The 21,480-nt window shown below is 45.4% G+C and carries 25 protein-coding genes and 1 riboswitch; of the genes, 4 read left to right on the plus strand and 21 right to left on the minus strand.

Features of this window, described 5'->3' with window-relative positions; all coding sequences use genetic code 11:
* Nucleotides 1-81: 81 nt before the first annotated feature.
* The 5 genes from IGJ01_RS16885 to IGJ01_RS16905 all read right to left on the minus strand — a co-directional run bounded on the left by IGJ01_RS16885 (nt 82) and on the right by IGJ01_RS16905 (nt 3,953).
* Complete coding sequence (locus tag IGJ01_RS16885) at nt 82-363, minus strand: hypothetical protein (RefSeq protein ID WP_086298906.1); 282 nt, start codon at nt 361-363, stop codon at nt 82-84.
* A 13-nt stretch (nt 364-376) separates the two neighbouring features.
* Complete coding sequence (locus IGJ01_RS16890; RefSeq protein WP_061053501.1) at nt 377-1,261, minus strand: YicC/YloC family endoribonuclease; 885 nt, start codon at nt 1,259-1,261, stop codon at nt 377-379.
* 27 nt (nt 1,262-1,288) lie between these two features.
* The gene (locus IGJ01_RS16895) at nt 1,289-1,504 is read right to left on the minus strand and encodes a YdbC family protein (RefSeq protein WP_005230288.1); all 216 of its coding nucleotides are present in this window, start codon (nt 1,502-1,504) and stop codon (nt 1,289-1,291) included.
* Nucleotides 1,497-3,161, minus strand: coding sequence for a patatin-like phospholipase family protein (locus tag IGJ01_RS16900; protein ID WP_144330825.1), 1,665 nt, complete (start codon nt 3,159-3,161; stop codon nt 1,497-1,499). Before IGJ01_RS16900 ends, IGJ01_RS16895 begins: the two co-directional genes overlap by 8 nt.
* Nucleotides 3,162-3,236: 75 nt before the next feature.
* Nucleotides 3,237-3,953 carry a class A sortase gene (locus IGJ01_RS16905; RefSeq protein ID WP_005232974.1) on the minus strand — a complete coding sequence of 239 codons (717 nt, stop codon included), beginning with the start codon at nt 3,951-3,953 and terminating at the stop codon, nt 3,237-3,239.
* A gap of 231 nt (nt 3,954-4,184) precedes the next feature.
* Between IGJ01_RS16905 and IGJ01_RS16910 the strand changes: the two genes are divergently transcribed.
* Complete coding sequence (locus IGJ01_RS16910) at nt 4,185-4,973, plus strand: hypothetical protein (RefSeq protein WP_005232973.1); 789 nt, start codon at nt 4,185-4,187, stop codon at nt 4,971-4,973.
* Nucleotides 4,974-5,027: 54 nt separating this feature from the next.
* Here IGJ01_RS16910 and thiT read toward each other — a convergent pair whose 3' ends face one another.
* The 7 genes from thiT to IGJ01_RS16945 all read right to left on the minus strand — a co-directional run bounded on the left by thiT (nt 5,028) and on the right by IGJ01_RS16945 (nt 11,997).
* On the minus strand, nt 5,028-5,600 hold the full coding sequence (thiT, locus tag IGJ01_RS16915; protein WP_008381706.1) for an energy-coupled thiamine transporter ThiT: 573 nt from the start codon (nt 5,598-5,600) through the stop codon (nt 5,028-5,030).
* Between the two features lie 52 nt (nt 5,601-5,652).
* A riboswitch (TPP riboswitch) is annotated at nt 5,653-5,754 on the minus strand.
* Between the two features lie 181 nt (nt 5,755-5,935).
* Entirely contained in the window at nt 5,936-6,910 is a 975-nt protein-coding gene (locus IGJ01_RS16920; protein WP_008381705.1) for a ribose-phosphate diphosphokinase, read from the minus strand.
* Between the two features lie 116 nt (nt 6,911-7,026).
* Nucleotides 7,027-8,400, minus strand: coding sequence for a bifunctional UDP-N-acetylglucosamine diphosphorylase/glucosamine-1-phosphate N-acetyltransferase GlmU (glmU, locus tag IGJ01_RS16925; RefSeq protein WP_008381702.1), 1,374 nt, complete (start codon nt 8,398-8,400; stop codon nt 7,027-7,029).
* 177 nt (nt 8,401-8,577) lie between these two features.
* On the minus strand, nt 8,578-9,402 hold the full coding sequence (gene purR, locus IGJ01_RS16930; RefSeq protein WP_008381701.1) for a pur operon repressor: 825 nt from the start codon (nt 9,400-9,402) through the stop codon (nt 8,578-8,580).
* Between the two features lie 151 nt (nt 9,403-9,553).
* The gene (locus IGJ01_RS16935) at nt 9,554-10,384 is read right to left on the minus strand and encodes a metal ABC transporter permease (protein ID WP_005230272.1); all 831 of its coding nucleotides are present in this window, start codon (nt 10,382-10,384) and stop codon (nt 9,554-9,556) included.
* Complete coding sequence (locus tag IGJ01_RS16940) at nt 10,357-11,037, minus strand: metal ABC transporter ATP-binding protein (protein ID WP_005232967.1); 681 nt, start codon at nt 11,035-11,037, stop codon at nt 10,357-10,359. The genes IGJ01_RS16935 and IGJ01_RS16940 overlap by 28 nt, the downstream gene beginning before the upstream one ends.
* A 12-nt stretch (nt 11,038-11,049) precedes the next feature.
* Nucleotides 11,050-11,997 (minus strand): metal ABC transporter substrate-binding protein, encoded by a 948-nt coding sequence (locus tag IGJ01_RS16945; RefSeq protein WP_034878800.1) that lies wholly within the window; start codon nt 11,995-11,997, stop codon nt 11,050-11,052.
* Nucleotides 11,998-12,303: 306 nt separating this feature from the next.
* On the opposite strand from IGJ01_RS16945, the gene IGJ01_RS16950 reads away from it, so the two are divergent.
* Nucleotides 12,304-12,483 (plus strand): hypothetical protein, encoded by a 180-nt coding sequence (locus IGJ01_RS16950; protein WP_005232965.1) that lies wholly within the window; start codon nt 12,304-12,306, stop codon nt 12,481-12,483.
* Between the two features lie 177 nt (nt 12,484-12,660).
* Here IGJ01_RS16950 and ispE read toward each other — a convergent pair whose 3' ends face one another.
* Nucleotides 12,661-13,512 (minus strand): 4-(cytidine 5'-diphospho)-2-C-methyl-D-erythritol kinase, encoded by an 852-nt coding sequence (gene ispE / locus IGJ01_RS16955; RefSeq protein ID WP_008381696.1) that lies wholly within the window; start codon nt 13,510-13,512, stop codon nt 12,661-12,663.
* Between the two features lie 174 nt (nt 13,513-13,686).
* Between ispE and IGJ01_RS16960 the strand changes: the two genes are divergently transcribed.
* On the plus strand, nt 13,687-14,094 hold the full coding sequence (locus IGJ01_RS16960; RefSeq protein ID WP_034871953.1) for an Hsp20/alpha crystallin family protein: 408 nt from the start codon (nt 13,687-13,689) through the stop codon (nt 14,092-14,094).
* A gap of 56 nt (nt 14,095-14,150) precedes the next feature.
* Here IGJ01_RS16960 and IGJ01_RS16965 read toward each other — a convergent pair whose 3' ends face one another.
* The 3 genes from IGJ01_RS16965 to IGJ01_RS16975 form a co-directional block, all read right to left on the minus strand.
* On the minus strand, nt 14,151-14,906 hold the full coding sequence (locus IGJ01_RS16965) for a DUF6681 family protein (RefSeq protein WP_086298910.1): 756 nt from the start codon (nt 14,904-14,906) through the stop codon (nt 14,151-14,153).
* Between the two features lie 8 nt (nt 14,907-14,914).
* Complete coding sequence (locus IGJ01_RS16970; RefSeq protein ID WP_005232960.1) at nt 14,915-15,349, minus strand: hypothetical protein; 435 nt, start codon at nt 15,347-15,349, stop codon at nt 14,915-14,917.
* Between the two features lie 181 nt (nt 15,350-15,530).
* Complete coding sequence (locus IGJ01_RS16975) at nt 15,531-16,082, minus strand: hypothetical protein (RefSeq protein WP_430601273.1); 552 nt, start codon at nt 16,080-16,082, stop codon at nt 15,531-15,533.
* 125 nt (nt 16,083-16,207) lie between these two features.
* Here IGJ01_RS16975 and IGJ01_RS16980 point away from each other — a divergent pair, with 125 nt between their 5' ends.
* On the plus strand, nt 16,208-16,720 hold the full coding sequence (locus IGJ01_RS16980; RefSeq protein WP_005232958.1) for a type 1 glutamine amidotransferase domain-containing protein: 513 nt from the start codon (nt 16,208-16,210) through the stop codon (nt 16,718-16,720).
* A 137-nt stretch (nt 16,721-16,857) separates the two neighbouring features.
* On the opposite strand, the gene IGJ01_RS16985 is transcribed toward IGJ01_RS16980, so the two are convergent.
* The 5 genes from IGJ01_RS16985 to IGJ01_RS17005 all read right to left on the minus strand — a co-directional run bounded on the left by IGJ01_RS16985 (nt 16,858) and on the right by IGJ01_RS17005 (nt 21,479).
* Nucleotides 16,858-17,157 carry a hypothetical protein gene (locus IGJ01_RS16985; protein WP_005232957.1) on the minus strand — a complete coding sequence of 100 codons (300 nt, stop codon included), beginning with the start codon at nt 17,155-17,157 and terminating at the stop codon, nt 16,858-16,860.
* Nucleotides 17,158-17,332: 175 nt separating this feature from the next.
* On the minus strand, nt 17,333-18,481 hold the full coding sequence (locus IGJ01_RS16990) for a mannitol-1-phosphate 5-dehydrogenase (protein WP_142437285.1): 1,149 nt from the start codon (nt 18,479-18,481) through the stop codon (nt 17,333-17,335).
* 22 nt (nt 18,482-18,503) lie between these two features.
* A complete protein-coding gene (locus IGJ01_RS16995) occupies nt 18,504-18,941 on the minus strand; it encodes a PTS sugar transporter subunit IIA (protein ID WP_008381683.1) in 438 nt (145 codons plus the stop codon).
* A gap of 15 nt (nt 18,942-18,956) precedes the next feature.
* Nucleotides 18,957-20,729 carry a PTS mannitol transporter subunit IICBA gene (locus IGJ01_RS17000; RefSeq protein ID WP_430601274.1) on the minus strand — a complete coding sequence of 591 codons (1,773 nt, stop codon included), beginning with the start codon at nt 20,727-20,729 and terminating at the stop codon, nt 18,957-18,959.
* A 315-nt stretch (nt 20,730-21,044) separates the two neighbouring features.
* Nucleotides 21,045-21,479 carry a PTS sugar transporter subunit IIA gene (locus IGJ01_RS17005; protein WP_016612038.1) on the minus strand — a complete coding sequence of 145 codons (435 nt, stop codon included), beginning with the start codon at nt 21,477-21,479 and terminating at the stop codon, nt 21,045-21,047.
* Nucleotide 21,480 lies beyond the last annotated feature (1 nt).

Here is a 21,480-nt window from a genome sequence, read left to right on the forward strand (position 1 = left end):
CTTTTTTTCAGCAACTTTCAAGAACTACTTTATTATAATGGGAATTTCATGAAATTGCTAGTCTACACTTCGGCTGCTTTCTTAAAAGCCCATGTTGCTTAAGGTATTGATGACCCCTGCTAATTCGTCTTTGGCAGTGATCGCTTTTTCGGTCGGATCCGTCACTTCTTGGCAATCGATACGCACGATGTACCGACGATTTAAAGAAACAGCTACGCCATCAACTAGTAGATGAAGAAAATCCGGATCGATGGCTACGCAGGCATCTTCCCACGCAGAGAAATTCTCTTTATCAGAGGGAATACTGCGCTTGATGACATTTTTTCCGCTCAGTTCGTGAAAGGTGATATCGTAATATTTCATTGGTTCATTCCTCCTACTCGATGTTTTGAACTTGTTCTCTGATTTTCTCAATGATCGTCTTCATTTGGACGACACTGTTTTTGATTTGGATCGGACTCGATTTTGAACCAATCGTATTGACTTCCCGGTTCATCTCTTGGATCAAGAAATCCAGTTCTCGACCTATTGGTGTCTCGGCTGCCAGCAGCTCCGTCATCGTCGTTAAATGGATACTTAAACGATCCAGTTCTTCGTGGATATCGCCGCGTTCCAATAAAATCGCCAACTCTGTCAGTAAACGATCGCGATCGACTTCTTCCCCTAAATAAGCAGTCAGTTTCTTTTCAAAGCGTTCTTGGTAGTCCGCCTCATAGAGGGCCACGAATTGTTTGAGTTCTGTCAGCTTTTCCTGCAGCTGTCGCTGGTTTTCTTGTAAGATCTGCAGAATGCCTTGCCCTTCCACCCAGCGGCTTTGGTCGATCGCTGCCAACGCTTGGTCTAATGCTTCCATCACGCCATCGGCTAAGGTGCTTTCTTCTGGCTCTTGATCAGAGATCGTTAGAAAAGCCTCATGGAGCAGGAATTGTTCCAGCAATGCTGCTTTTGGCAGCTCTGTCAGGTCAAAACGGGCGTTGGCTTCGGTATCGATCTCCTGCATGAAACGTTCCAGCAGGTCCCATTGGATCTCGATCTGTTTCGTATTTGCGGTTTTTTCTTTTAACGTCACATACAATTCGATTCGCCCCCGCTGGAGGGTCTGCTTGATCGACTGCCGTAAAGCACCTTCTAGAGGATTCAATTGTTTGGGCATTCGCAGCTGCAGGTCCAAAAAGCGCTGATTGACACTTTTGATCTCAATTTCGATCTGCACATCTGGCGTTTCTGCACTGCCTTTGCCAAAACCAGTCATACTTTTCATTTGATCACTCCTCACCGTTTTGCTTTCTTACATGGAAAGCAGGGCTTTTTTAAGTTCTGCAAATTCTTCATTGGATAAGGTCACGCCTTTGCCCATCTTCTCGTGCTCTGGGCCCCAATCTCTCAGATCAAATTTTGGCGGACGCCCATTCCAGCTCACCAAATTCAATTCTTTGCGCCAGCCTCTTTGATTTTCCGAAAGCACGGCGATCTCTTCAACGATTTCATACGAAAATTTATCCATTTTCTGCTCCTTTCAAAAGATAGTGACTATACGCTGCCATTAAAGCAGTCAGCGGGTAACGCCGACGAATCTGCTGAAGGGCGGGCAGATTCAATTGCTGCGTCCGATAAAAAAAGAAAAAGCGGTTTTGCTCGGACAAGACAAAAAAACGGTCGCGATAATAGCTCAGCCACTCGGTGATCGACCAGGCATCGGCTTCTTCCACTGCCTTTAGCGCAATTTTTTCAGCTAAAGCCGTTAGCATCGTTTCCTGCTCATAAATCACCGTAGGCGCTAGATACAATACTTTCGCGGTACACTCTATCAGTATACGCCCCCACTGCTCAAATGGCACATCCTGTTGATAGAATTTACGCATTTTTTTCCAAAATTCTTTTTTCTTTAGTTCCTGATAAAGCAACGGGTCTGTCTGGCGTAGCTCTTTCAAAAAGCCCCGCCATAACGGCTGAAAATCAACCGTCTTTTCAAAGGTATACCAATGGCCTTGGTATTTGCCGAACACTTTCAAGGTTTCCAAATAGCCCAAGGTCATATTATCCAGCGAACGCTGGGCATCAAAAACCAAAAAGCTGCCTAAGGACCAAGGAGACCCTAACGAAAGTTGCGCAGTTTCTTCCGTCAAAACCGTCCTTTTATTGATGCCGGGTCCTTGGACATCCACGGTGATACATTCCGTTGCCCCCTGCTGTAGAGCGACATCGATGGGCAGGTTGTTGCGATAGCCGCCATCGATGTAATAGGCGTCATTAATTTTTTGCGCCTGCATCGCTGGATAAAATGAGGCGGATGCCAATAACCAATGCAGGTTTTCTTCTACTGCTGATGGATCAAAGGCATAAACCGTCTCCTTGAAATCTGGCAGACGAGTCGTACAGATTAGCAAATGACAAGCAGTTTGGCTGAATTTTTCTTGATCAAAGGTCTTTTGCAAAAGCTTTGCCAAGGGTTCGGTACTGGCGCCGTTGCTTTTGACCGCTTCACGGACCAGCGAGTTGGCTTGATTCATCAAATCCCGCAGTGTTTGGGCTCGTACCGAAGCAAGCGGATAGTGCAATACTTGCTCGCTGGAGATATTTGCCCATAAATCGACGGCCGCTTCCACATCGTTCATTAAAATCAAGGCACCATTCAAGGCACCGACGGAAGTTCCCGTGATCCATTCAAAGGTGATGCCCCGTTCTTGCAGCGCTTGCCAAACCCCGATTTGATACGCCCCATGAGCACCGCCACCGCCTAAAACCAGCGCCGTCTGATAAGATAGCGCTCTTTGATACCCTTGAGGGACCACCTGATACCCTTGCTGGATAAACCACTCAGCCAAGGGGGGCCGATGAGGAAGCTGCCACAAGACGGCTGCTACAAAGCGACTGCGGGCGAAGCTTTCTGTCACGGCCAGCAGTTGTTTCCAAGTAAACTCGGCGGCCGCTTCCACCAGCAGATTGGTGATAGTCAGTGTCTTTTGGTCAAAATCAAACTGCCCGGCAAGGTAAAAGCGGCCATAACGGCTGTCGATCTGCCAGCCCTGCTGCGCCATGTCGGCAAGAAATGCTCGTCGCGCTTTTGAGTGCGACTCAAAAAAGGAAAAGACCAGTCGGCTTTCTTGAAACCCTGCCCTTTGTGCAAGAAAATCGATCGAAGTCAGTTTTTTCACTTTCATCAAGACGCCTCCTTATGCAAAAAAGAATAGACGAATGACACGCCATCTGCCGTACCACTCGAGCTATTCTTTTGATTAAAATGTTCGTTGTGCCATGTTGAATGCTGCCAACATCTCATCCGTTGCTTCGTCGACAGGCGTTACAGATTCCAGATCACCTTGGATCACACGACGGGTGACACCGCCCATTTCCCCACAGGTGATCAGCGTGATCATTTTGCGGCCTTCTACTTCGTCAAGCAAATAAACATCGGTCGGGTCGACCCGCACAGAAGAAGTCGCAGTATACGTGTAAATATTTTCCAGATCGGTCACATAGATAGCCGCCCCGATCGCGACATCATCCAATGGCGTAAACAAAAGCTCTGGCGATTGAGCGCGATGGCTAGCTAACGCGTAATTGCCTTCCCCCATTTTTTGGGTGGGACTTAACGTACCAGCACCATACAGCAAGGCCTCGTTGGCCAAGCCTTTAAAAATCGGCAGATTGATCCCAACACTGGGAACCGCCACGCCGCCGATCACTGGCAAAGCTTTGTTGCTCAGCTGCGCCCGTAAGACTGCTTCTGAACTTGCCGGCTCCACGGCATCAAAATCAAAGGTCGCTTCCGCTTCCATATTTTTTTCGACCTCACTACGATCAATGGTGCCGACTGCGTATGCTTCACCTGTTTGTTTAATAAAATAATTTTTGATTTGATTATTAAAAATCAATGCTAAACCAATCAATAACAGCACAAGCAAAAAGAGATTGCTCAGCCAATTCGAAAGTCTGCTTTTCTTTTTTCTCATAGGTTCTCGTCTCCATTAGTTTCTTCTTTTATCATACCAAAATCCTCATAAAGACGCCAATTTTGGCCAGTTTTTTTACGAAAAGACAAGATTTGCCTTTTTTTGTCGAAAAAGGGAACTTAAAAATTGTTTTTTCTGTTATTTTGTAATATAACTTTAAACGAAAAGATACAAGCAATTTTCAGCGCTTTGTTGTAGAATGAACTTAGTATATAGGAGGGATCGATCGGCATGTCTAACACGATTTACGTACATATTGATACAACCAGCAATGCCGTCTTGACCCGCGGGCTTGCCCCCCAAGATTTTAACAAGAGCATCGTCCATCAGCCCAAGAATTTGCTCTTGCTTGATCCTTCCAGTGATTTCGGCGAATTCGACGGTCATACGGGCTTAAAAGTGATACGCGGAATGGAAGATGTCCAACTGTTTTTTCAGCAAATCAACAAAGGTCGCATTGCCGAAGAAATGAAGTGGATCGATTTTAATGATTACGAGATGGTCAAAGAATTGACGCCTTTAGAGATCTCCGAATTGTTATATTTTGGCCACATGAAGACACACCTCCACTCCCCTTTCTTTTACAAACTGCAAAATAACTTTGTTTTCTTTGACTTAAAAGATGCACGTTCCCGCGTTTATTATCGTTACTTAGATGAGTATTACCGGATCTTGGCGGATCGGATCACCCGCATCGTCTTAGAAAAAATCAATGATCGCCTCTCCTTTTTTAAAAAAGCAACACCGGTGGAAAAACTCGATTTTAATTTGCTGAAAGAGTTGCGGGGAATCATGCAAGAAGGCATCGTCTTCTGTCTGACACAAGAACAACTGATCGATAAAACTTATACGATCCCGATCTATCTGTCAGAAGATGCTGGCTTGAAAAGCACATTGGTCAATCAAAAAGAGTTAGATCAAATTGCAGTTTTGCGCTACTCAGCCAGCAAAAAAAACTGGTCGTTGGAAATTGATCAAGAAGATTTGGCTTTTGGCTTTTTCGACAAAAAAATGTCTTGATGCTTCTCTTTTTCAAAGAGCATCAAGACATTTTTTATGATTTCATTTCTAAAACTAAGCTTTCGGCACAAATAATTTCGGGGCGGCCTTGACTAAGAGACCTAGGACGACCCCTACATAAACGATATTGATAATGACCGATGTTCCATTGAAGATCAAGGAATACAGATACGGGCTTTGTCCTTCTGGTGCGTACATTCCCCAGACAAACACCCCTGCCCAATAATGCCAAAACCAACGGCTAATCACCGCCACGATGCCCCCTAAGACGACATACCACGTAACGGTTTTGCTGTTTTGACGGATCGCTTGCTGGATTTTATTAGCAAACAAGCCGCCCATCCCGCCAAAAGCAAAGGCAAAGGGATATTCAAAGATGATCTGTGGAACGGTGATAAAGTTACGCATGGCGCTACCAATCAAAATATTCAGCAAGCCCCACATAAATCCCGCCGTCATTCCCGGCAGCACCCCGCGACGATACGAATACAAGACCAAGGGCACGAGCCCTAGAGACAAGTCGATACTGGAATTGGCTGTCTGGATTGGGATATACGACAAGACGACCCCGATCGCAGCAATCATCGTTCCTTCCGTCCACACTTGCAGCGACATTTTTCGTTTCAAAAAAAACTCCTCCTTTAGAATCATCACAATTCACAAAGGAGAAGTGTTAGACACTTCAACTCGTCACAATTCCTACGTTCGCATGATCGAAACAGGTACGAAGGGTTTAGAGTACTCTCATTCTCAGCCTTTGCAGACTCCCCTTTGTGATTAGATTCTATTTTATTTTGTGCTTGCGTTTCGCAAGTCACTTTCAAGAATACCATAAATTGGTGAAAAGAAACATGACTGCGATCGTTTTTTCTAAAAACATCCTGAAACTCCTCAGAAAAAAACAACCAATGAGCGGTTAAAGACCGACCATTGGCTGTTGTTCTCATGCTTATGAGGCACGATTAAATTGATAATTTTGATTCAAACAGTGGACTTACTGGTTTGTTCTCATGGATTCGTTTGATCGCTTCGCCCATCAAGGCACCAACACTGATCTCATCGATTTTTTTCGACTTACGGTCTTCTGGCAAGTAAATCGAATCTGTCACAACTAGATGCTCAATGGCCGAATCTTCGATCCGTTCCAAGGCAGGTCCTGACAAGACAGGGTGAGTACATGAGGCGTAAACACTTTTGGCACCTGCTTGTTTCAACGCATTCGCAGCCAATGTGATGGTACCAGCAGTATCGATCATATCGTCGATCAAGACACAAGTTTTGCCTTCAACATGACCAATGATATTCATGACTTCCGCTACGTTGGCTTTCGGACGACGTTTGTCGATGATCGCGATTGGTGACTTAAGAAACTCAGCTAATTTGCGGGCACGAGTCACGCCACCGTGGTCTGGTGAAACGACTACGACGTCATCGCCTTGAATGCCTCTTTCCAAGAAGTAGTTGGCGATCAATGGTGCACCCATCAAGTGGTCAACTGGGATATCAAAGAACCCTTGAATCTGTGAAGCATGCAAATCCAGTGTAACCATACGGTTCGCACCGGCTTTTTCGATCATGTTTGCTACAAGTTTTGCGGTGATTGGTTCTCTTGATCGCGCTTTGCGGTCTTGTCTTGCATAACCATAATAAGGCATTACTACATTGATCGTCTTCGCACTGGCGCGCTTCAAAGCATCGATCATGATCAGCAATTCCATTAGGTTATCGTTTACAGGGCTGCTGGTTGATTGAATCACGTAGACGTGGGCACCACGAATACTTTCTTCAATATTCACTTGGATTTCACCATCGCTAAATTGTTTGACTGAACACTTACCTAATTCAACACCTACTGCAGCTGCGATTTTTTCCGCCAAAGGACGATTTGAGTTCAGAGAAAAAATCTTCAATCTTGGATCAAAATAATGATTTGACATGAGAACCTCCACTTTCTTTGCGTTCATCTAGAAAAAAATGACTCCTTTTTACTAGAATCTTCTTCCTAATAAATAGTAGTCATTTTTCCTTAAGAAATCAAGTCATTTCGCTATTTCTAATTTAGATAAGGTAACTTTTTCGCGTAATCCGCTTTATTTTCCTGACGGGCGCGGGCAATCGCCATACTGTGTTTAGGAACATCTTTGGTGATCGTTGAGCCAGCAGCGATCATCGTTTCCTCTTCGATGGTCAAGGGTGCAACCAGATTAGACCCGGAGCCGATAAAGCAATTGTCCCCGACAGTCGTTTTAAATTTGCTCTTGCCGTCATAATTAACAAAGACTACACCGCAGCCGACGTTGATGTTTTTGCCTAAGGTTGCATCACCGACATAGGACAAGTGTCCGACTTTGGTGCCTTCACCAATCGTCGCATTTTTGATTTCCACAAAGTTACCGATATGGGCATGGGCCAAAATTTCCGCATTGGGGCGAAGGTGGGCATTGGGACCGACATCGGCGCCATCATGAATGATGCTCTCCTCGATCGTCGATGCCTTGATCGTCACTTGGTTGCCGATCTTGCTGTCTTCAATTTCAGAAGCTGCCGTAATGACACAGTCTTCTCCGATCGTCGTCTGCCCTTTGATGATCACACCGGCTTCGATCAAGGTATCTGAACCAATCACAACGCCTTCGTCGATATAAGTCGTCGCCGGGTCGATCAAGGTCACGCCGTTTTGCATGTGTTGACGGTTGATCCGCTGGCGCATCAAGCGATTGGCTTCGGCTAAGGCGATGCGGTCGTTGACTCCTAAAGATTCATGGAAATCTTCGGTTTGATAAGCAGCGATGATTTTGCCGTCTTCCTTTAAGATCTCGATAATATCAGTCAAGTAGTACTCCCCTTGGGCATTGTCCGTATCTAATTTTGCCAAGGCGTCAAATAACAATTCATTGTCAAAGCAATACGTGCCTGTATTGATTTCTTGGATCAGTGCTTCTTCGGTCGACGCATCTTTTTGCTCGACGATTTTTTCCACGATGCCGACATGATCCCGTACGATCCGGCCATAGCCCGTTGGGTCTGCCGCTTGTGCCGTCAAGATCGTTGCCGATGCATTTTTCCCTTGATGGTAATCGAACAAGTTATTCAAGGTTTCCGTCGTCAATAACGGCGTATCCCCACTAATTACTAAGGTCGTGCCTTTTTTGCCCTTTAAAAATGATTCGGCTTGAACGACAGCGTGACCGGTACCTAATTGTTCGGCTTGTAAGGCGTAATTGGTGCGATCCCCCAGTTGCTCCTTGACCATTTCCGCCCCGTGACCAACGATCGTCACGATCTCTTCAGGACTTGTTTCCACCACTCGGTTCATGATGTGCTCCACCATTGGCTTACCGCAAACCGGATGTAACACTTTATATAACTTCGATTTCATGCGCGTGCCTTTTCCAGCCGCTAAAATTATTGCAAAACGTGCGTCCACGTATTCCACTCCTATCAATCTGAACGATTTTTGTTCATTGAATTTCCTATAAACAGTTTAGCCCAAGTACTTGTAAATTTCAACGATTTAAGGAATCTCCACCTAGACCAATCAAAAAAAGACTGGCAGCCGCCGTTCGAAAAACAGCTGCTTGCGCCAGTCTAAGAGCCACAAAAATCAGGCTTTTTTCTCAAAATAATTTCCCGGTACTACCGAGATCGTTTTGGTCTGGGTATCGACATCTTCAACATACAGCAGAGAGCTGTAATCGCTGATGGCCCGCTTGCCTTTGAATTTCGTTTCGGCAAAAACCGTAATACCGACTAATTCGGCCTCAAATTCTTCAATCAAGCTCTTCATCCCATTGACCGTGCCGCCGCCTTTCATAAAGTCATCAACCACCAATACTCTAGAGCCGCGCTTTAAGCTGCGTTTGGATAATTCCATTTTTTCGATCCGCTCTGAAGAACCAGAGACATAATTGACACTCACGGTCGAGCCTTCAGTGATCTTGGAATCACGACGCACGATCACGAAGGGAACATTCAAGTAGTAAGAGACTGCTTGAGCGATCGGAACTCCTTTAGTAGCAACGGTCATCACCGCATCGATTTGTTCGCCTAAATATTTGGAAGCGATGATGCGGCCGACTTGGCGCAGCAATTCCGGTTCGCCCAATAAGTCAGATAGATAGACATAGCCGCCAGGCAACAAACGGTCTTGCTCAGACAAGCGTTTTGCCAGCCCTTCAACGTACGCATACGCTTCTTCTTCAGAAATTTCAGGCACAAAAAAAACACCGCCAGCAGCGCCTGGCACGGTATCAAGAATGCCTGTTCCTCGTTCTTTAAAGGTCTTTTTGATAATAGATAAATCTTCGCTAATCGATGATTTTGCAGAGGCATATCGTTTAGAAAAGAAGGACAATGAAATCAATTCATGGGGATGATTCAACAAGTAATGTGTCATATCGATCAGTCGTTCACTTCGACGTATTTTCACACCGGACAACTCCTTTAGTTTATTCGCCTTATTATAAGGCTTTTTCGGGATAAATGCGAGCATTATCTGAAATATTGCTTATATCGTTCGGTTTTGATTAGAGTTTAAAAAAAAGAAACGAAAATTCTTCGTTTCTTTTTCATAAAGCCCTTTATTTGAGGCGTTGTTTTCGTTGCACGAGGATCACGATGCGTTTGATCAAATTGATTACTAAGAAAAGAGCGATAAAAACCAGCGTGATCGTCGCTCCCGGTGGTGTGTCCAAATAAAAGGAACTGGTCAAACCAGACATCATCCCAATCATGCCAATCACGACACTGATCAAAATCACCGCGTTGAAGCTTTTGCCTAAACGCATACTGATGGCAGCTGGTAAAACCATGATCGCAGAGATCAGCAATGCACCCGCAATCGGGATCATCATGGCGATTGCCACCCCCGTCAAGACATTAAAGAGCATCGACATCACTCGCACAGGCAAGCCATCGACATGAGCGGTATCTTCATCAAAGGTCAAAATGTACATGGGCCGTTTGAATAAGAAGAATAAAGCAAAAACGACTAAAAACAAAAAGCCTAAGATCCAAACTTGCTCTTGTGTGATCGTAACGATCGACCCAAACAAATACGATTGGATACTCGTTGCGGAGTTCCCCCCGCTAAGGTTCATCAAGACGAGGGCTAACGCTAAACCGCCGGACATCAAAATGGCGATCGAAATCTCTGAATAACTGCGGTACAGTGTTCGCAAGTATTCCAAAATGATTGCGGCAATGACTACAATCAATAGCGTCGTCAAACTCGGATTTAGATTTAGAAAGAAGCCTAGTGCCACCCCTGCTAAAGAGACATGGGACAGCGTATCAGCCATCAATGACTGTCTTCGAATCACCAGAAAGACCCCTAGCATTGGTGCGATACCAGCAATAAAAATCGCCGCAAGAAAAGCTCTTCTCATGAATTCATATGAAAGCAGCGCCATGGTGAATCCTCCTTCCGCACTAAACGGATCTGACGGTCCGCATATTCTTTGATATCTTCGTGATCATGAGTGATCATCAAAATCGACTTGCCGTGGTCATGAGCATTGTGCCGCAGCAGTTCATAAAACAGATTGCGGGATTGTTCATCCATCCCCGTAGTCGGTTCATCTAAAATAAATAAATCAGGATCCGTGGCAAAGACCCGTGCCAAGCTGATCCGCTGTTTTTGGCCACCGGACAACTCACCGATCCGTTTATGACGCACGTCCCACATCCCGACGGCATCTAATGCACGGCGGACATGTTCATGGTCTCGTTTCGTCAGTCGCTTGAACCAACGATCTCTTGGGTAGCGGCCTGATTGGACCAATTCCAAAACGGTGCTGGGGAACCCGACGTTAAAGGAAGCAATCTGCTGAGGAATGTAGCCGATGCTTAATTTTTCACCAGCTGCATTCTTGGTCGCCAAGGTGACTGCTCCTTTAGAAGGTTTCAACAAACCAAGGGTTGCTTTGATCAAAGTAGATTTTGCCGCCCCATTTTCGCCGGTCAAAATCACGAATTCGCCGTCTTCAACAAAGTAAGAAATGTCTTCCAAGACGGGCTCATCATCATAATAAAAGGTCAAATCTTTTACATCGATATAACGCACGCAGGCGCCTCCTTAGTGAATACTTTTTTGTAATGCTGCCAAATTGTCTTCCATTACAGACAGGTATGTTTCGCCGTTATCCATCTGCTCTTGCGTCAAGCTTTCTAATGGATTCAAGACCGCTAACTCCACGCCCGTTTCAGAGGCTAAGGTCTCAGCCACCTTCGATGAGGCATTTTCTTCAAAATAGATAACTTTGACTTGTTTTTCTTCCACATATTCTTTCAGCTCAGCCAACCGACTTGGCGTTGGTTCTTGATCGGGTGAAATGCCCGAAATCGATTCTTCGACTAAATCATACTGCCGTGCCAAATAGCCAAAGGCTGCGTGCTGCGTAACGAAGGTTCGTTGGGTCGCATCCTTTAATGCCGCTTGGTAGGCTTCATCTAAAGCAGAAAGCTTTTCGATATAGGCAGCCGCATTTTCCGTAAAGGTTGCCTTTTGCTCAGGAAACTTCGCAATCAGGTCATCGCGGATCGTTTCTACTTCTTGGATCGCTAAGACTGGGTCAGTCCAAACATGAGGGTCATACGTATGATCATGGCCTTCATGGCTGTCTTCGTCCTCGTGACCATGCTCTTCCTCTGTGCCTTCCACCAACTGAATGTTTTTGGCCGCTTCAATCACTGCTGTTTGCTCAGGATCGACGGAATCCGTCAAACTAGCAACCCAAGTTTCTAGCTCAGGACTATTGTAGACAAAGGCATCTGCATCCATAATTTTGGTCATATCTTTGGCACTTGGCTCATAGTCATGAGGTTCTGTTCCTGCAGGGATCAGCAAGGAGACATCCGCTGCCTCACCTGCGACTTCTTTCGTAAATTCGTACATTGGGTAAAAGGTCGTGACGATCGACAGCTTTTCTGCGTCACTCGATTGACTTGTCGCTTCTTGCTGCCCACAAGCGCCAAGAAGCACGCCCCCTAAAAGGAGTGCTGTAGTAAGTAAGATTTTTTTCATCGGGATTTCCCCTTCCATTTGCTGGCTCATCTTTTTATTTTAAAACGGAACAACTCCGTTTTGTTAGCAAAAGTTACTCTATCAAATGATTTCCGGTTCGTCAAGACAAATCGTACGTTTTACGATTTAAAACTTTTATTTCGAGATAAATCGGAAAACATAGGAGAAAACGTTCATTTGAAGCGGATTCTTCTCTCGGGAACATCGTCTTATTTTACACCGTTGGCCATGCGATTCCTTTGTGATAACTTGAAAAATTAGAGAGTAAGTAGGATAATCATCTAAAAGCACTTGGAGGAAACGAAGATGAACGAATTTGTAACTGTGCCGCCAACTGTAAACAACAGCGAACTGCTGAATCGAATCGATTTACCGGAAGATCCTGCATCGCAGCAAACCGAAGAAATCCGCAAAACGATCGACAAACCATTGTACGAAGAAGACAAAAAGAAAAAATCCGCAAAGAAGCAGCACCAAAAAGAATAGCCTTTGCTTTAGGTAAAGAATCAGACCCCGACGTCTTTTTTTAGTCGGGGACTTTTGTGTAGGGCAGCTTCTAGATGCTTCCTCCCTACCTCAGCTGCCTTTTTCTTCGCTATATGACTGATTTTTATCGAAGGAACGAAAAAACACAGGCACTTCCTGCCTGTGTCCTTGACTCATTCATTTCAATGTACGTACAAGATAAACCTCATCGCAGAATCCTTTTAAGGCATTATAGACCCGTTGTGCCCGCGAATATTTTTGACAAAGAGCAAAGACAGTCGGTCCGCTGCCGGTCATCAAGGCAACATCTGCGCCGTATTTCATCATGCGATCTTTGATCTGTTGGACGATCGGATACTTCGGGATCGTGATGGCTTCTAGGCTATTGCCCATGGCAGCGATCATTGCTGGGTAATCTTCGGCTAAGACGGCGGCAGACAATGCTGCGATATCTGGATGGTGCAGTTGGTCCAGCTCAACTTCTTGAAAGATTTTCCCCGTTGAAACACTCAGACGAGGTTTGACTAAGATGACCCAACATTGCGGCATCGGCCGCAGCGGCGTCACCAGCTCCCCTTTTCCTGCAATATGAGCAGTGGTCCCATACAGACAATAGGGAACATCAGTGCCAACTTCCATACCAATATCGATCAGCTCTGCCATGGAGAGGTCCAAGTCCCAAAGGCGAACCATCCCCCGCAGCGCTGCCGCACAATCCGTACTGCCACCACCTAACCCAGCTGCCACCGGGATATTCTTGGTGATGCGAATGCGGATGCCTTTTTTGATACCATAGCGTTTTTTTAAAATACTGGCGGCCTGATAGACATTATTGCGTTTATCGATCGGTAAAAAAGCTTTGTTGGTTTCTACAATGATCTTATCTTCTGCTATCTCTTCCATTATCAGACGGTCGGCTAGATCAACACTAGACATCACCATTTCCAACTCATGGTAGCCGTCTGTTCTTTTCTCTAACACATCGAGACCGAGGTTGATCTTAGCTGGCGCTTTTTCAATAATCTCCATCTTCATTCATCCAATCATCTGATAGTTATTTAGTTCTATCATAGCAGATTCTTATAAGATAGTTGAGTGATTTCTCTTGTTTTTATGATTGTTGCCATTTTGGTTGCCCTTTGGCTTGGTTCCTCGTAAAATAGAGGTACCAACTCAATGGATAAAAGAAAGCGGGGGAACCACATGGCAAATTTGATTCCAAGAGATTTAGCAGGCGGCGAAGAACTATTAGGCAAATTAATGAACAGTTTTTGGCAAGAACGACAAATGAACACGGACATTAAAGAATACGAAGACAAGTATCTCGTTCAAGCAGATTTACCCGGCATCAAGAAAGAAAACATCCGCGTCAGTTACGTCAACAATACCTTGACGATTTCAGCGGCTCAAACGGAGACCACTGAAACCGAGGATGATTTCGGACATTATTTGCGCAAAGAACGCTCCAGCAGTGCCTATCAACGGACCTTCACCATCACAGACATTGATGACGAGTCCATCAAAGCAGTGTTTGAAGACGGCGTTTTGACCCTGACTTTACCGAAAGCTAGCTACAAAGACGCACCTGCAAAAAACATTCCGATCGAATAACCGAGATACCAAAAAGGCAGTCCCTTCAGAGAACGCTCTGGGGGAACTGCCTTTTCTTATTTGCGTGCTTGTCGTCGATATGCCTGTCTTGAGGTCTGTGGTTCTTCTTCGGAGACCTCTTTTTTGACGTACAATTTCAAACTGTAGGGTTCATGGTATTTGACATCATTTTTGACAAAATCACCGCCAGTGATAAATAAGCCCACTGGCTCTAAAGGTTGCTTGCCGGTCCATTGAATCGTGCCGACTTTCGTCATCTCCGTGTAGCTGGTCCCGATCTGCAATACGTACTCGTTTTTCCCTTGCTGTTTGACAAAATAGTAAGGATACAAGGTATTTTTCGGGATCGTAAAGCCGTTGGATGACGGTTTGATCGCCAATTCTTCTTGAGCGATCAAGGTCTGCAAATGATTCGCCAATACCAGCTGATAGTCTTCTTCAAAATCGATCACCGCTTTTTCAGTCGTCAAACGATCAATGTCGGTGGTGCTGATAGTTTCCCCTTCAATATTGAAGACTTCATCCGGCAAGACTTTGACAAAGGTCTGAGTGACATCGAACTTCATATTTTTATTCAAGAAATAATAGAAGATATTCAGTACCCAAAAATAGACTAAGACCAAAAAGCCGATCGTATAAAGGATCGCTTGAAAATAGTTTTGGTTCGCAAACATTCCATAGACGATCCGCAAAATATACGCCGTTGGAATGATACTGAGGATGGTATAGGCGCGATTCAAGTATTTGGGACTGATGTCAAGATAGCCCAAAAATTTGTGGATGCCGTTGATTAAATCTAAAATAAGCGTCATTTTCTCACCTACTCATTTCCTTGATTCTCATCCATGATCCCTTGTGGATCTGGCGTGGTTTCTTCACTTGAAGAAGGCGTTTCTTGATTGTTTTCCGGTGTCGCCGGTGAAACACTCTCATCGCTTGATGGTGTCGTTTCTGTCGGCACCGAAGAAGACGGGGTCGTTTCTGGTGTTACTACTTCACTGCTGGATGACGGTGTTGTCTGCTGGTCATCGTTCGTCGGTTGTGAGTCCGTGCTAGCAGGTGTTTGATTTTGACTGTCTTCCGTTATCGAAGACGGTGTGCTTTCACTTGGTGCTTGTTCGGTCGTTTCTGTCGTTTCCGTCGCACGACTTGGTTGGCGGTAACTGCCTGAATTCACCACGCCGGTGGCAGTGGCAATGATCGTTGATATCGTTAAAAGTGCAATTGGTTTTAAAATAGGCGGGACTTTTCGCATGATTCTCATCCTTTTCTTACCCGATTCTGCCCATCGGCAGTCTCGGTTCCTTCAGCCTCTTCTTACCTTTATAATCGTTTCTGACAAAAGGGTCAAGATTCCCGAGGCTTCTGTCGCAGGATTTAAAAAAAACTAAACATGTAACTGTTTTCACAAAAAATAACGACGGCAGTTGCCGTCGCTACACAAGGTATTCATAAAACTTTTCAAAGGTCAGGTGCAACGTGCCATGGTAATCTCGTAAAAGGGCGGGCAAAGCGATTACTTCTTCATGTTGGATCGGCGCATCAATTTGAATCACCGCTTGCTCATCATCCAGATAGTAAGAACTAAACAGTTCATCATTGGCGACTTCTTCTAGCTGATTGGTCAGCTCTTCATAAAACTTTTCTATGATCGGTTCTGCCAACTCATCAAAGACCGGCTGCAAGGCTGTCTCTACAGCTGGAAAAGGCTGTGCGAGTAATTGCTGTCCGCTGGGGGAACGACGGGTATTCTCATAGGTCAAATAAAGCAGGTCGAAATAATCCTCTTCTTCCCCGATCGCTTCTAGCGTCAAAAGGGCTTTTTCTACCAATGAAACCAAGGCCGAGGATACTTCCTGATGCATCACCGCATCAACTTTTTCAAATAATTGCTGTTTCTCGATGACAAATGTTTCTTCCATAAAAGTGAATTCCGCTTTTTCAAAGCAAAGGGGGGTATCAGAGATAAATAGTTGGATCGTTGCCATGGCGTTGCCTTCTTTCTTTTTCAAGCTGCGGACAAAACAGATGATTTGTCAACAGCGAAAATCTTCGTTAGCATAAATAATAGCAGGTGAACAAATTGTTCATCAAGTAATAAGGAGGAGATCGAATGAGTAAAGTTGCTGTTATTGTCACTGATCTAGTTGAAGATGTTGAATTGACGTCACCAAAAGAAGCACTGGAAGCGGCCGGACATGAAGTAGTCGTTATTAGTAATGAAGGCACCGAGACCGTAAAAGGCAAACAAGGTGGAACGTTTCCCGTCGATGCGGCCATCGATACGATCGATCCCGCCAGTTTTGATGCTTTGTTGATCCCAGGCGGTTTCTCCCCTGACCAATTACGGACCGATGAGCGCTATGTGTCATTGACGAAAGACTTTTTGACATCTGATCGTCCCGTCTTTGCCATTTGCCACGGCCCACAACTGTTTATCCAAACAGGACTGACGAAAGATTTGACCTTGACGGCTTATGATTCTGTGCGACCAGATTTAGCCTACGCAGGTGCCACCGTCAAAGATGAGCCCGTCGTGATCGACGAAACCTATCGGTTGATCACCAGTCGGAACCCAGATGACTTAGATGCCTTCAATCAAGCGATTACTGAGGCATTGAACTAACCGCGAATAAGACGTGGTTTCTTTGATAGAAAAAAAGCCGCCAGTTGCAGCGTTTGATCCTTCGTATCGATCGAGCTGCAGCTGAGCGGTTTTTTCTTGCGTAGCTTTTCAGTTTTCAGTTCATGGCTCGTTTCCTGTTACTCGTCAGAGGGCAACTCAAAACCATCGAAGGTCTCGCCATCATAGTAGCGCAATAATTCTTCCGTCGATAATAAGGAAGACGTCATTTCTTCCTGCGCCTCATTGACCTCTCGAAGTTGGGCAAGGTAAGCCGCGTAGGCTTCTGCCAACTGCCGATAAACAGCTTGCCGCGAAGTTCCTTCCCCTTGGATCGTCGGCAATTCACGGATAAAGGCCCGATAGACGGGACGGTTTTCCTGCCATTCGATCGGCAACTCAATTACTTGAAGCTGGGCTTCTTCAAACCATCGTTCCATTGCTCTCCCTCATTTCTTTTCTTATTATCGTCAAGTTGGCAGCAAAGGTCAATCGGTGAGCAAAAAAATACAGAACAAGCGCTGAAAGAAATTGACCTATCCGCAAAAGCTCACTTGTTGGGCTAGCTTTTACGGATGCGGCAATTTATCTGCTTGTTCTGTGTGTTACTCGTTTTTATGCGGCAACATACGCATATTTTTCAATGTTTTGTCGGATCGTTTCAATCATGTCTTCATCACGCAAGCCAGTGATTTCTGCAATGACTTCCGGTAGTGATTTTTCATCCAAAAGTGCTTGTAACTGTTGGCTTTGCTCATCTTCAGGGTCTTTGTAATTGAAGATCATGCCGATCGTTTCATAGAGATGATCTGGCTGCATGTTGCGTTTTTCTAACTCAAGGACTGGTCGGATAAAGCGTTCTTCGGTCCCTAATTTGCGGACAGGTGTCCGTGCCACCCGAGTGATGGCATCGGAAATGTGCTTGTTTTTAAAGCGTTGGATGATTTTTTCGATATACCGTTCATGTTCTTCAGGATCAAAGGCCCATTTCTCAATTAAAAGGCGGCCAGTTTCTTCGAGAACGGATTTTAATTGGATCACCACTAAATGATCCTGCATCGCTTCATCGATCGTCTGATAGCCTTGGAGGGCGCCTGTGTACGCTACCGTGGCATGACCCGTATTGACACTGAATAATTTCCGTTCAATATACGGTTCCAGATCCGCCACATAATGGACCCCTTGCAGATGGATCGAGGATTTCATCCCAGACTCTTGGATCACCCATTCGCAGAAGGGTTCTACTTGAACGAATAAGGGATCTTCATGGTGCTGCAGCGGTACGATGCGATCCACCGCTGCATCTGGAAAACCAACCGTCGCTTCCAACGCTGACCAATCCGCAACGTATTTTTGCACTTCGCTTTTTAAAAAGGTCGATCCGCCGATCATATTTTCACAGGCGATCACATCAATGGCTGGCTTGTCTGGGTGTTGCTGACGTGCTTCTAAGCCTTTGGCGATCAGCTCAGCGATATGCGGCAAAATGTTGGGACCAATGGCGGTCGTAAGGATGTCTGCCTCGGCGATCGCTTGGATCACCGCTTCTGGTTCTTTGGCATTGTTCAATCCTGTCACATGCTCGATGTGGATCTGTTCTTGGGTCTCATCGGCTAATTCGATGGTATACCCTTGTCTTGCTTTTAAGGCGTCAATGATCGTTTCATTGACATCAATAAATGTGATTTCAAAGTTGTTGGCAGCCAATATCTCGCCGATAAAGCCGCGACCAATATTACCTGCACCAAAGTGAACTGCCTTCATGTCTTGTCTCCTCCTTAAATCCTTATGCTACGGTCAAACTTTGGGCGATTTCTTCTTTATCCAAAGCATCCGCCAATTCGACGACGTTATCGATATCACTGCAAAAGAGGGCGATTTGTTGGACCAATTGCAGATGATCTTCCCCTTTGCCCGCGATGCCGAAAAGAACGGTGACGATTTTTTCTTCGTCCGCGGTACCGAAATTCACGCCATCAGGTACTTGCACGATACAGATACCTGATTTTTTGACGTATTTTTTGGCTTCATCCGTGCCGTGAGGAATCGCAATAAAGTTCCCCATATAGACTGAGAGCATCTCGTCACGCTCAAGCATGGCTTCGACGTATTCTTCTTCCACACAGCCTGCCGCCAGCAATTTTTCGCCGCAGTAACGAATGGCTTCTTCTTTGGTCGCAAATTGTTTGTTCAATTCAATCATGTCTTTTTCTAATACTTGCATTCGGCTCATCCTTTCTTAATTCGCTGCTTTGATTGATGCCACGATCCGTTGATAGTTCGTCGTTCCCATCAGATTATTAACGGATAGGTGGATCGCTTCTGGCGCTGAAGTTTGCGCTTGCGGCGTTAAGGCTTCTTTTGTGATCACCAGGGAAGAGGCGTTGGCATGGAGATCATTGATATGGCTTTTTCTGATCGGCATCGTCAGAGCTTCTTTGGCTAAAAGATCTTGGAAGACTTTCTGAGCCATCGTTGCCGAACCTTTGCGATCATCGTGGGCCAAAATGATTTCACTGACTTGCTTAAGGTCATTGGCGGAAGGAACATCTGCCTGGTTGCCTGCTTCAGACGTTTTTGCTGACTCCCCCGCTGTCTTCGTCCCTGACAATGTAGCTACGATTTCATCGTACCGTGGAGAGTTCAGGAAATTTTCAACCGCGACGAAGGTCGCATTTGGCGCTTTTTGTTTGGCACGTTCTTGCAATTCTTCTTGAGTGACGATCAGCGTATTGGCATCGTCCGTCAAATTGTTGATGGCGGAATTCGAGACATTTTGTGGAAGACCCGCTTCTTTGACTTTTTTACGTAAGATCGATGCCCCCATAGCACTGGAGCCCATGCCTGCATCACATGCGAAGATGATACGATTGATGCCAGTCATTGGTTGAGCCGCCAAACCTTTGGCGCTGAGTTTTGCTGCTTGCGTTTGTTGTACTTTTTCTTCAAAATTATCCACCGTGTCCTTCGCATCCGCTTTCAAGATTGCGGCAGCGACGATAAAGGATACGCCTGCTCCTACGGCAATTCCGGCTAAGACAGAAACAACACTCATCACCGAGTTGAATGGCGTCATTGCTAAGATCGCAATGATCGAACCTGGGGAAGCAGGTGCCCGTAAGCCTGCACCTAACAATTGGAAGGTAAAGCTTCCTGATACACCGCCGGCAATCACTGCTAAGAACATCAATGGTTTCATCATGACGTATGGGAAGTAGATCTCATGGATCCCACCGATAAAGTGAATGATGATCGCTCCAGGTGCCGAAGATTTCGCTGCTCCTTTTCCGAAGAAAGTGAAGGCTAGCAAGACTCCTAAACCAGGTCCAGGATTGGCTTCTAATAAGTAAAGAATTGATTTCCCAAATTCGCTGACTTGCTCAGTACCTAGTGGTGTCAAAATTCCATGGTTGATGGCATTGTTTAAGAATAAGATTTTTGCTGGTTCAATAAAAATATTGGCTAATGGAATCAAGTGGGCATTGACGATCACTTCTACCCCTGCTGCCATTGCTTGTGTCAAGGTGTTAACAACTGGCCCGATTGCTACAAAGCCCAGTAATGCTAAGGCAAAGCCAATCAAACCTGATGAAAAGTTGTTGACCAACATTTCAAAGCCAGCGCGAACTTTGTCTTGGAAGATCTCGTCAAATTTCTTGATGACCCAACCGCCTAAAGGACCCATGATCATCGCACCCAATAGCATTGGGATATCTGTTCCGACGATGACCCCCATCGTCGCGATCGCCCCAACCACGGCCCCGCGGTCGCCAGCAATCACTTTCCCGCCGGTATACCCGATCAAGATTGGGATCAAATACGTTAGCATTGGACCGACCATCGTTGCAAAGGCTTCATTTGGTAGATACCCATCTGGAATAAATAATGCCGTTAATACACCCCATGCAATCAATGCGCCGATATTTGGCATCACCATACTCGACAACGTACTGCCTAATTTTTGAACTTTTGCTTTTACTGATGATTTGGCTGCTTTTTGTGTCTGTTCCATTTTTTTCTCTCCTCTCGTCTGCTTACACCCTTATTGTAGGCGCTTCCCAAAACGGTCGAAAGTCGTACTTTGGCACAAAAAACTGTGCCAAAACTTGTAGCCAAACGGATAGAACAAAAAAAGGCGAGTAGCCCCTGCACTCGCTTATTTTTGTTATGTTTCACGTGGAGCATTTCTATCTGGTTTTTGCCAAAACACAAAAAAAAACGTGTACCCGCTCCTTCTACACAAGGTAGAAAGAGCGAGCACACGGAGGCAGCTCATTCACTCATTTCGTTCGCTTCTCTTGTTACAAGCCAGTCTGCTGCTGACCGCTTATTCTTCTGCAAGCAAAATCTGTTGGATCTCTTCAACCGATTCGGCATCACTAAGCGCCCGAACATTTTGCATATCGGAACAAAAAAAGGCGATTTCTTGCAAAACAGCTAATTGCTGCTCTTTTAAGACGACTACGAAAAGGATCGTAGCGATTTTGGGTTGCTCCTTCGTGCCAAAGTCGACGCCATCCGGCACTTGGATCAAAAAGAGCCCTTCTTCCTTGATCCATTGCTGGGCTTCTTCTTCCCCATGGGGCAATGCAACAAAGTTACCGATGTAAACACCTGTTTTTTGATGGCGCCGCAAAAGGCTTTTGACATAAGGTAAAGAGACGATCTCCTGGTTGACTAAGTACTCGCCAATTTTTGTCAGAGCCTCTGTGGCATCGGTAAAGTGTTGATCCAACAAAATCCGCTCCTGTGGAATATACATC

Origin of the sequence: Enterococcus sp. AZ089 (genome assembly GCF_050547225.1) — a bacterium.
In the GTDB taxonomy this organism is placed as follows: Bacteria; Bacillota; Bacilli; order Lactobacillales; family Enterococcaceae; genus Enterococcus_D; species Enterococcus_D entomosocium.

What these genes read in the sequence shown, in the direction of transcription:
- IGJ01_RS16965 (WP_086298910.1), bottom strand. Translation starts at nt 14,906, where the DNA reads ATGACGCTTATTTTAGATTTAATCAACGGCATCCACAAATTTTTGGGC.
- IGJ01_RS16900 (WP_144330825.1), bottom strand. Translation starts at nt 3,161, where the DNA reads ATGAAAGTGAAAAAACTGACTTCGATCGATTTTCTTGCACAAAGGGCA.
- IGJ01_RS17000 (WP_430601274.1), bottom strand. Translation starts at nt 20,729, where the DNA reads ATGGAACAGACACAAAAAGCAGCCAAATCATCAGTAAAAGCAAAAGTT.
- IGJ01_RS16985 (WP_005232957.1), bottom strand. Translation starts at nt 17,157, where the DNA reads ATGGAACGATGGTTTGAAGAAGCCCAGCTTCAAGTAATTGAGTTGCCG.
- IGJ01_RS16970 (WP_005232960.1), bottom strand. Translation starts at nt 15,349, where the DNA reads ATGCGAAAAGTCCCGCCTATTTTAAAACCAATTGCACTTTTAACGATA.
- IGJ01_RS16885 (WP_086298906.1), bottom strand. Translation starts at nt 363, where the DNA reads ATGAAATATTACGATATCACCTTTCACGAACTGAGCGGAAAAAATGTC.
- IGJ01_RS16920 (WP_008381705.1), bottom strand. Translation starts at nt 6,910, where the DNA reads ATGTCAAATCATTATTTTGATCCAAGATTGAAGATTTTTTCTCTGAAC.
- IGJ01_RS16895 (WP_005230288.1), bottom strand. Translation starts at nt 1,504, where the DNA reads ATGGATAAATTTTCGTATGAAATCGTTGAAGAGATCGCCGTGCTTTCG.
- IGJ01_RS16980 (WP_005232958.1), top strand. Translation starts at nt 16,208, where the DNA reads ATGAGTAAAGTTGCTGTTATTGTCACTGATCTAGTTGAAGATGTTGAA.
- IGJ01_RS16910 (WP_005232973.1), top strand. Translation starts at nt 4,185, where the DNA reads ATGTCTAACACGATTTACGTACATATTGATACAACCAGCAATGCCGTC.
- IGJ01_RS16945 (WP_034878800.1), bottom strand. Translation starts at nt 11,997, where the DNA reads ATGAAAAAAATCTTACTTACTACAGCACTCCTTTTAGGGGGCGTGCTT.
- IGJ01_RS16990 (WP_142437285.1), bottom strand. Translation starts at nt 18,481, where the DNA reads ATGAAGGCAGTTCACTTTGGTGCAGGTAATATTGGTCGCGGCTTTATC.
- IGJ01_RS16935 (WP_005230272.1), bottom strand. Translation starts at nt 10,384, where the DNA reads ATGGCGCTGCTTTCATATGAATTCATGAGAAGAGCTTTTCTTGCGGCG.
- IGJ01_RS16995 (WP_008381683.1), bottom strand. Translation starts at nt 18,941, where the DNA reads ATGCAAGTATTAGAAAAAGACATGATTGAATTGAACAAACAATTTGCG.
- IGJ01_RS16960 (WP_034871953.1), top strand. Translation starts at nt 13,687, where the DNA reads ATGGCAAATTTGATTCCAAGAGATTTAGCAGGCGGCGAAGAACTATTA.
- IGJ01_RS16950 (WP_005232965.1), top strand. Translation starts at nt 12,304, where the DNA reads ATGAACGAATTTGTAACTGTGCCGCCAACTGTAAACAACAGCGAACTG.
- IGJ01_RS16975 (WP_430601273.1), bottom strand. Translation starts at nt 16,082, where the DNA reads ATGGCAACGATCCAACTATTTATCTCTGATACCCCCCTTTGCTTTGAA.
- IGJ01_RS17005 (WP_016612038.1), bottom strand. Translation starts at nt 21,479, where the DNA reads ATGTATATTCCACAGGAGCGGATTTTGTTGGATCAACACTTTACCGAT.
- IGJ01_RS16890 (WP_061053501.1), bottom strand. Translation starts at nt 1,261, where the DNA reads ATGAAAAGTATGACTGGTTTTGGCAAAGGCAGTGCAGAAACGCCAGAT.
- IGJ01_RS16905 (WP_005232974.1), bottom strand. Translation starts at nt 3,953, where the DNA reads ATGAGAAAAAAGAAAAGCAGACTTTCGAATTGGCTGAGCAATCTCTTT.
- ispE (WP_008381696.1), bottom strand. Translation starts at nt 13,512, where the DNA reads ATGGAGATTATTGAAAAAGCGCCAGCTAAGATCAACCTCGGTCTCGAT.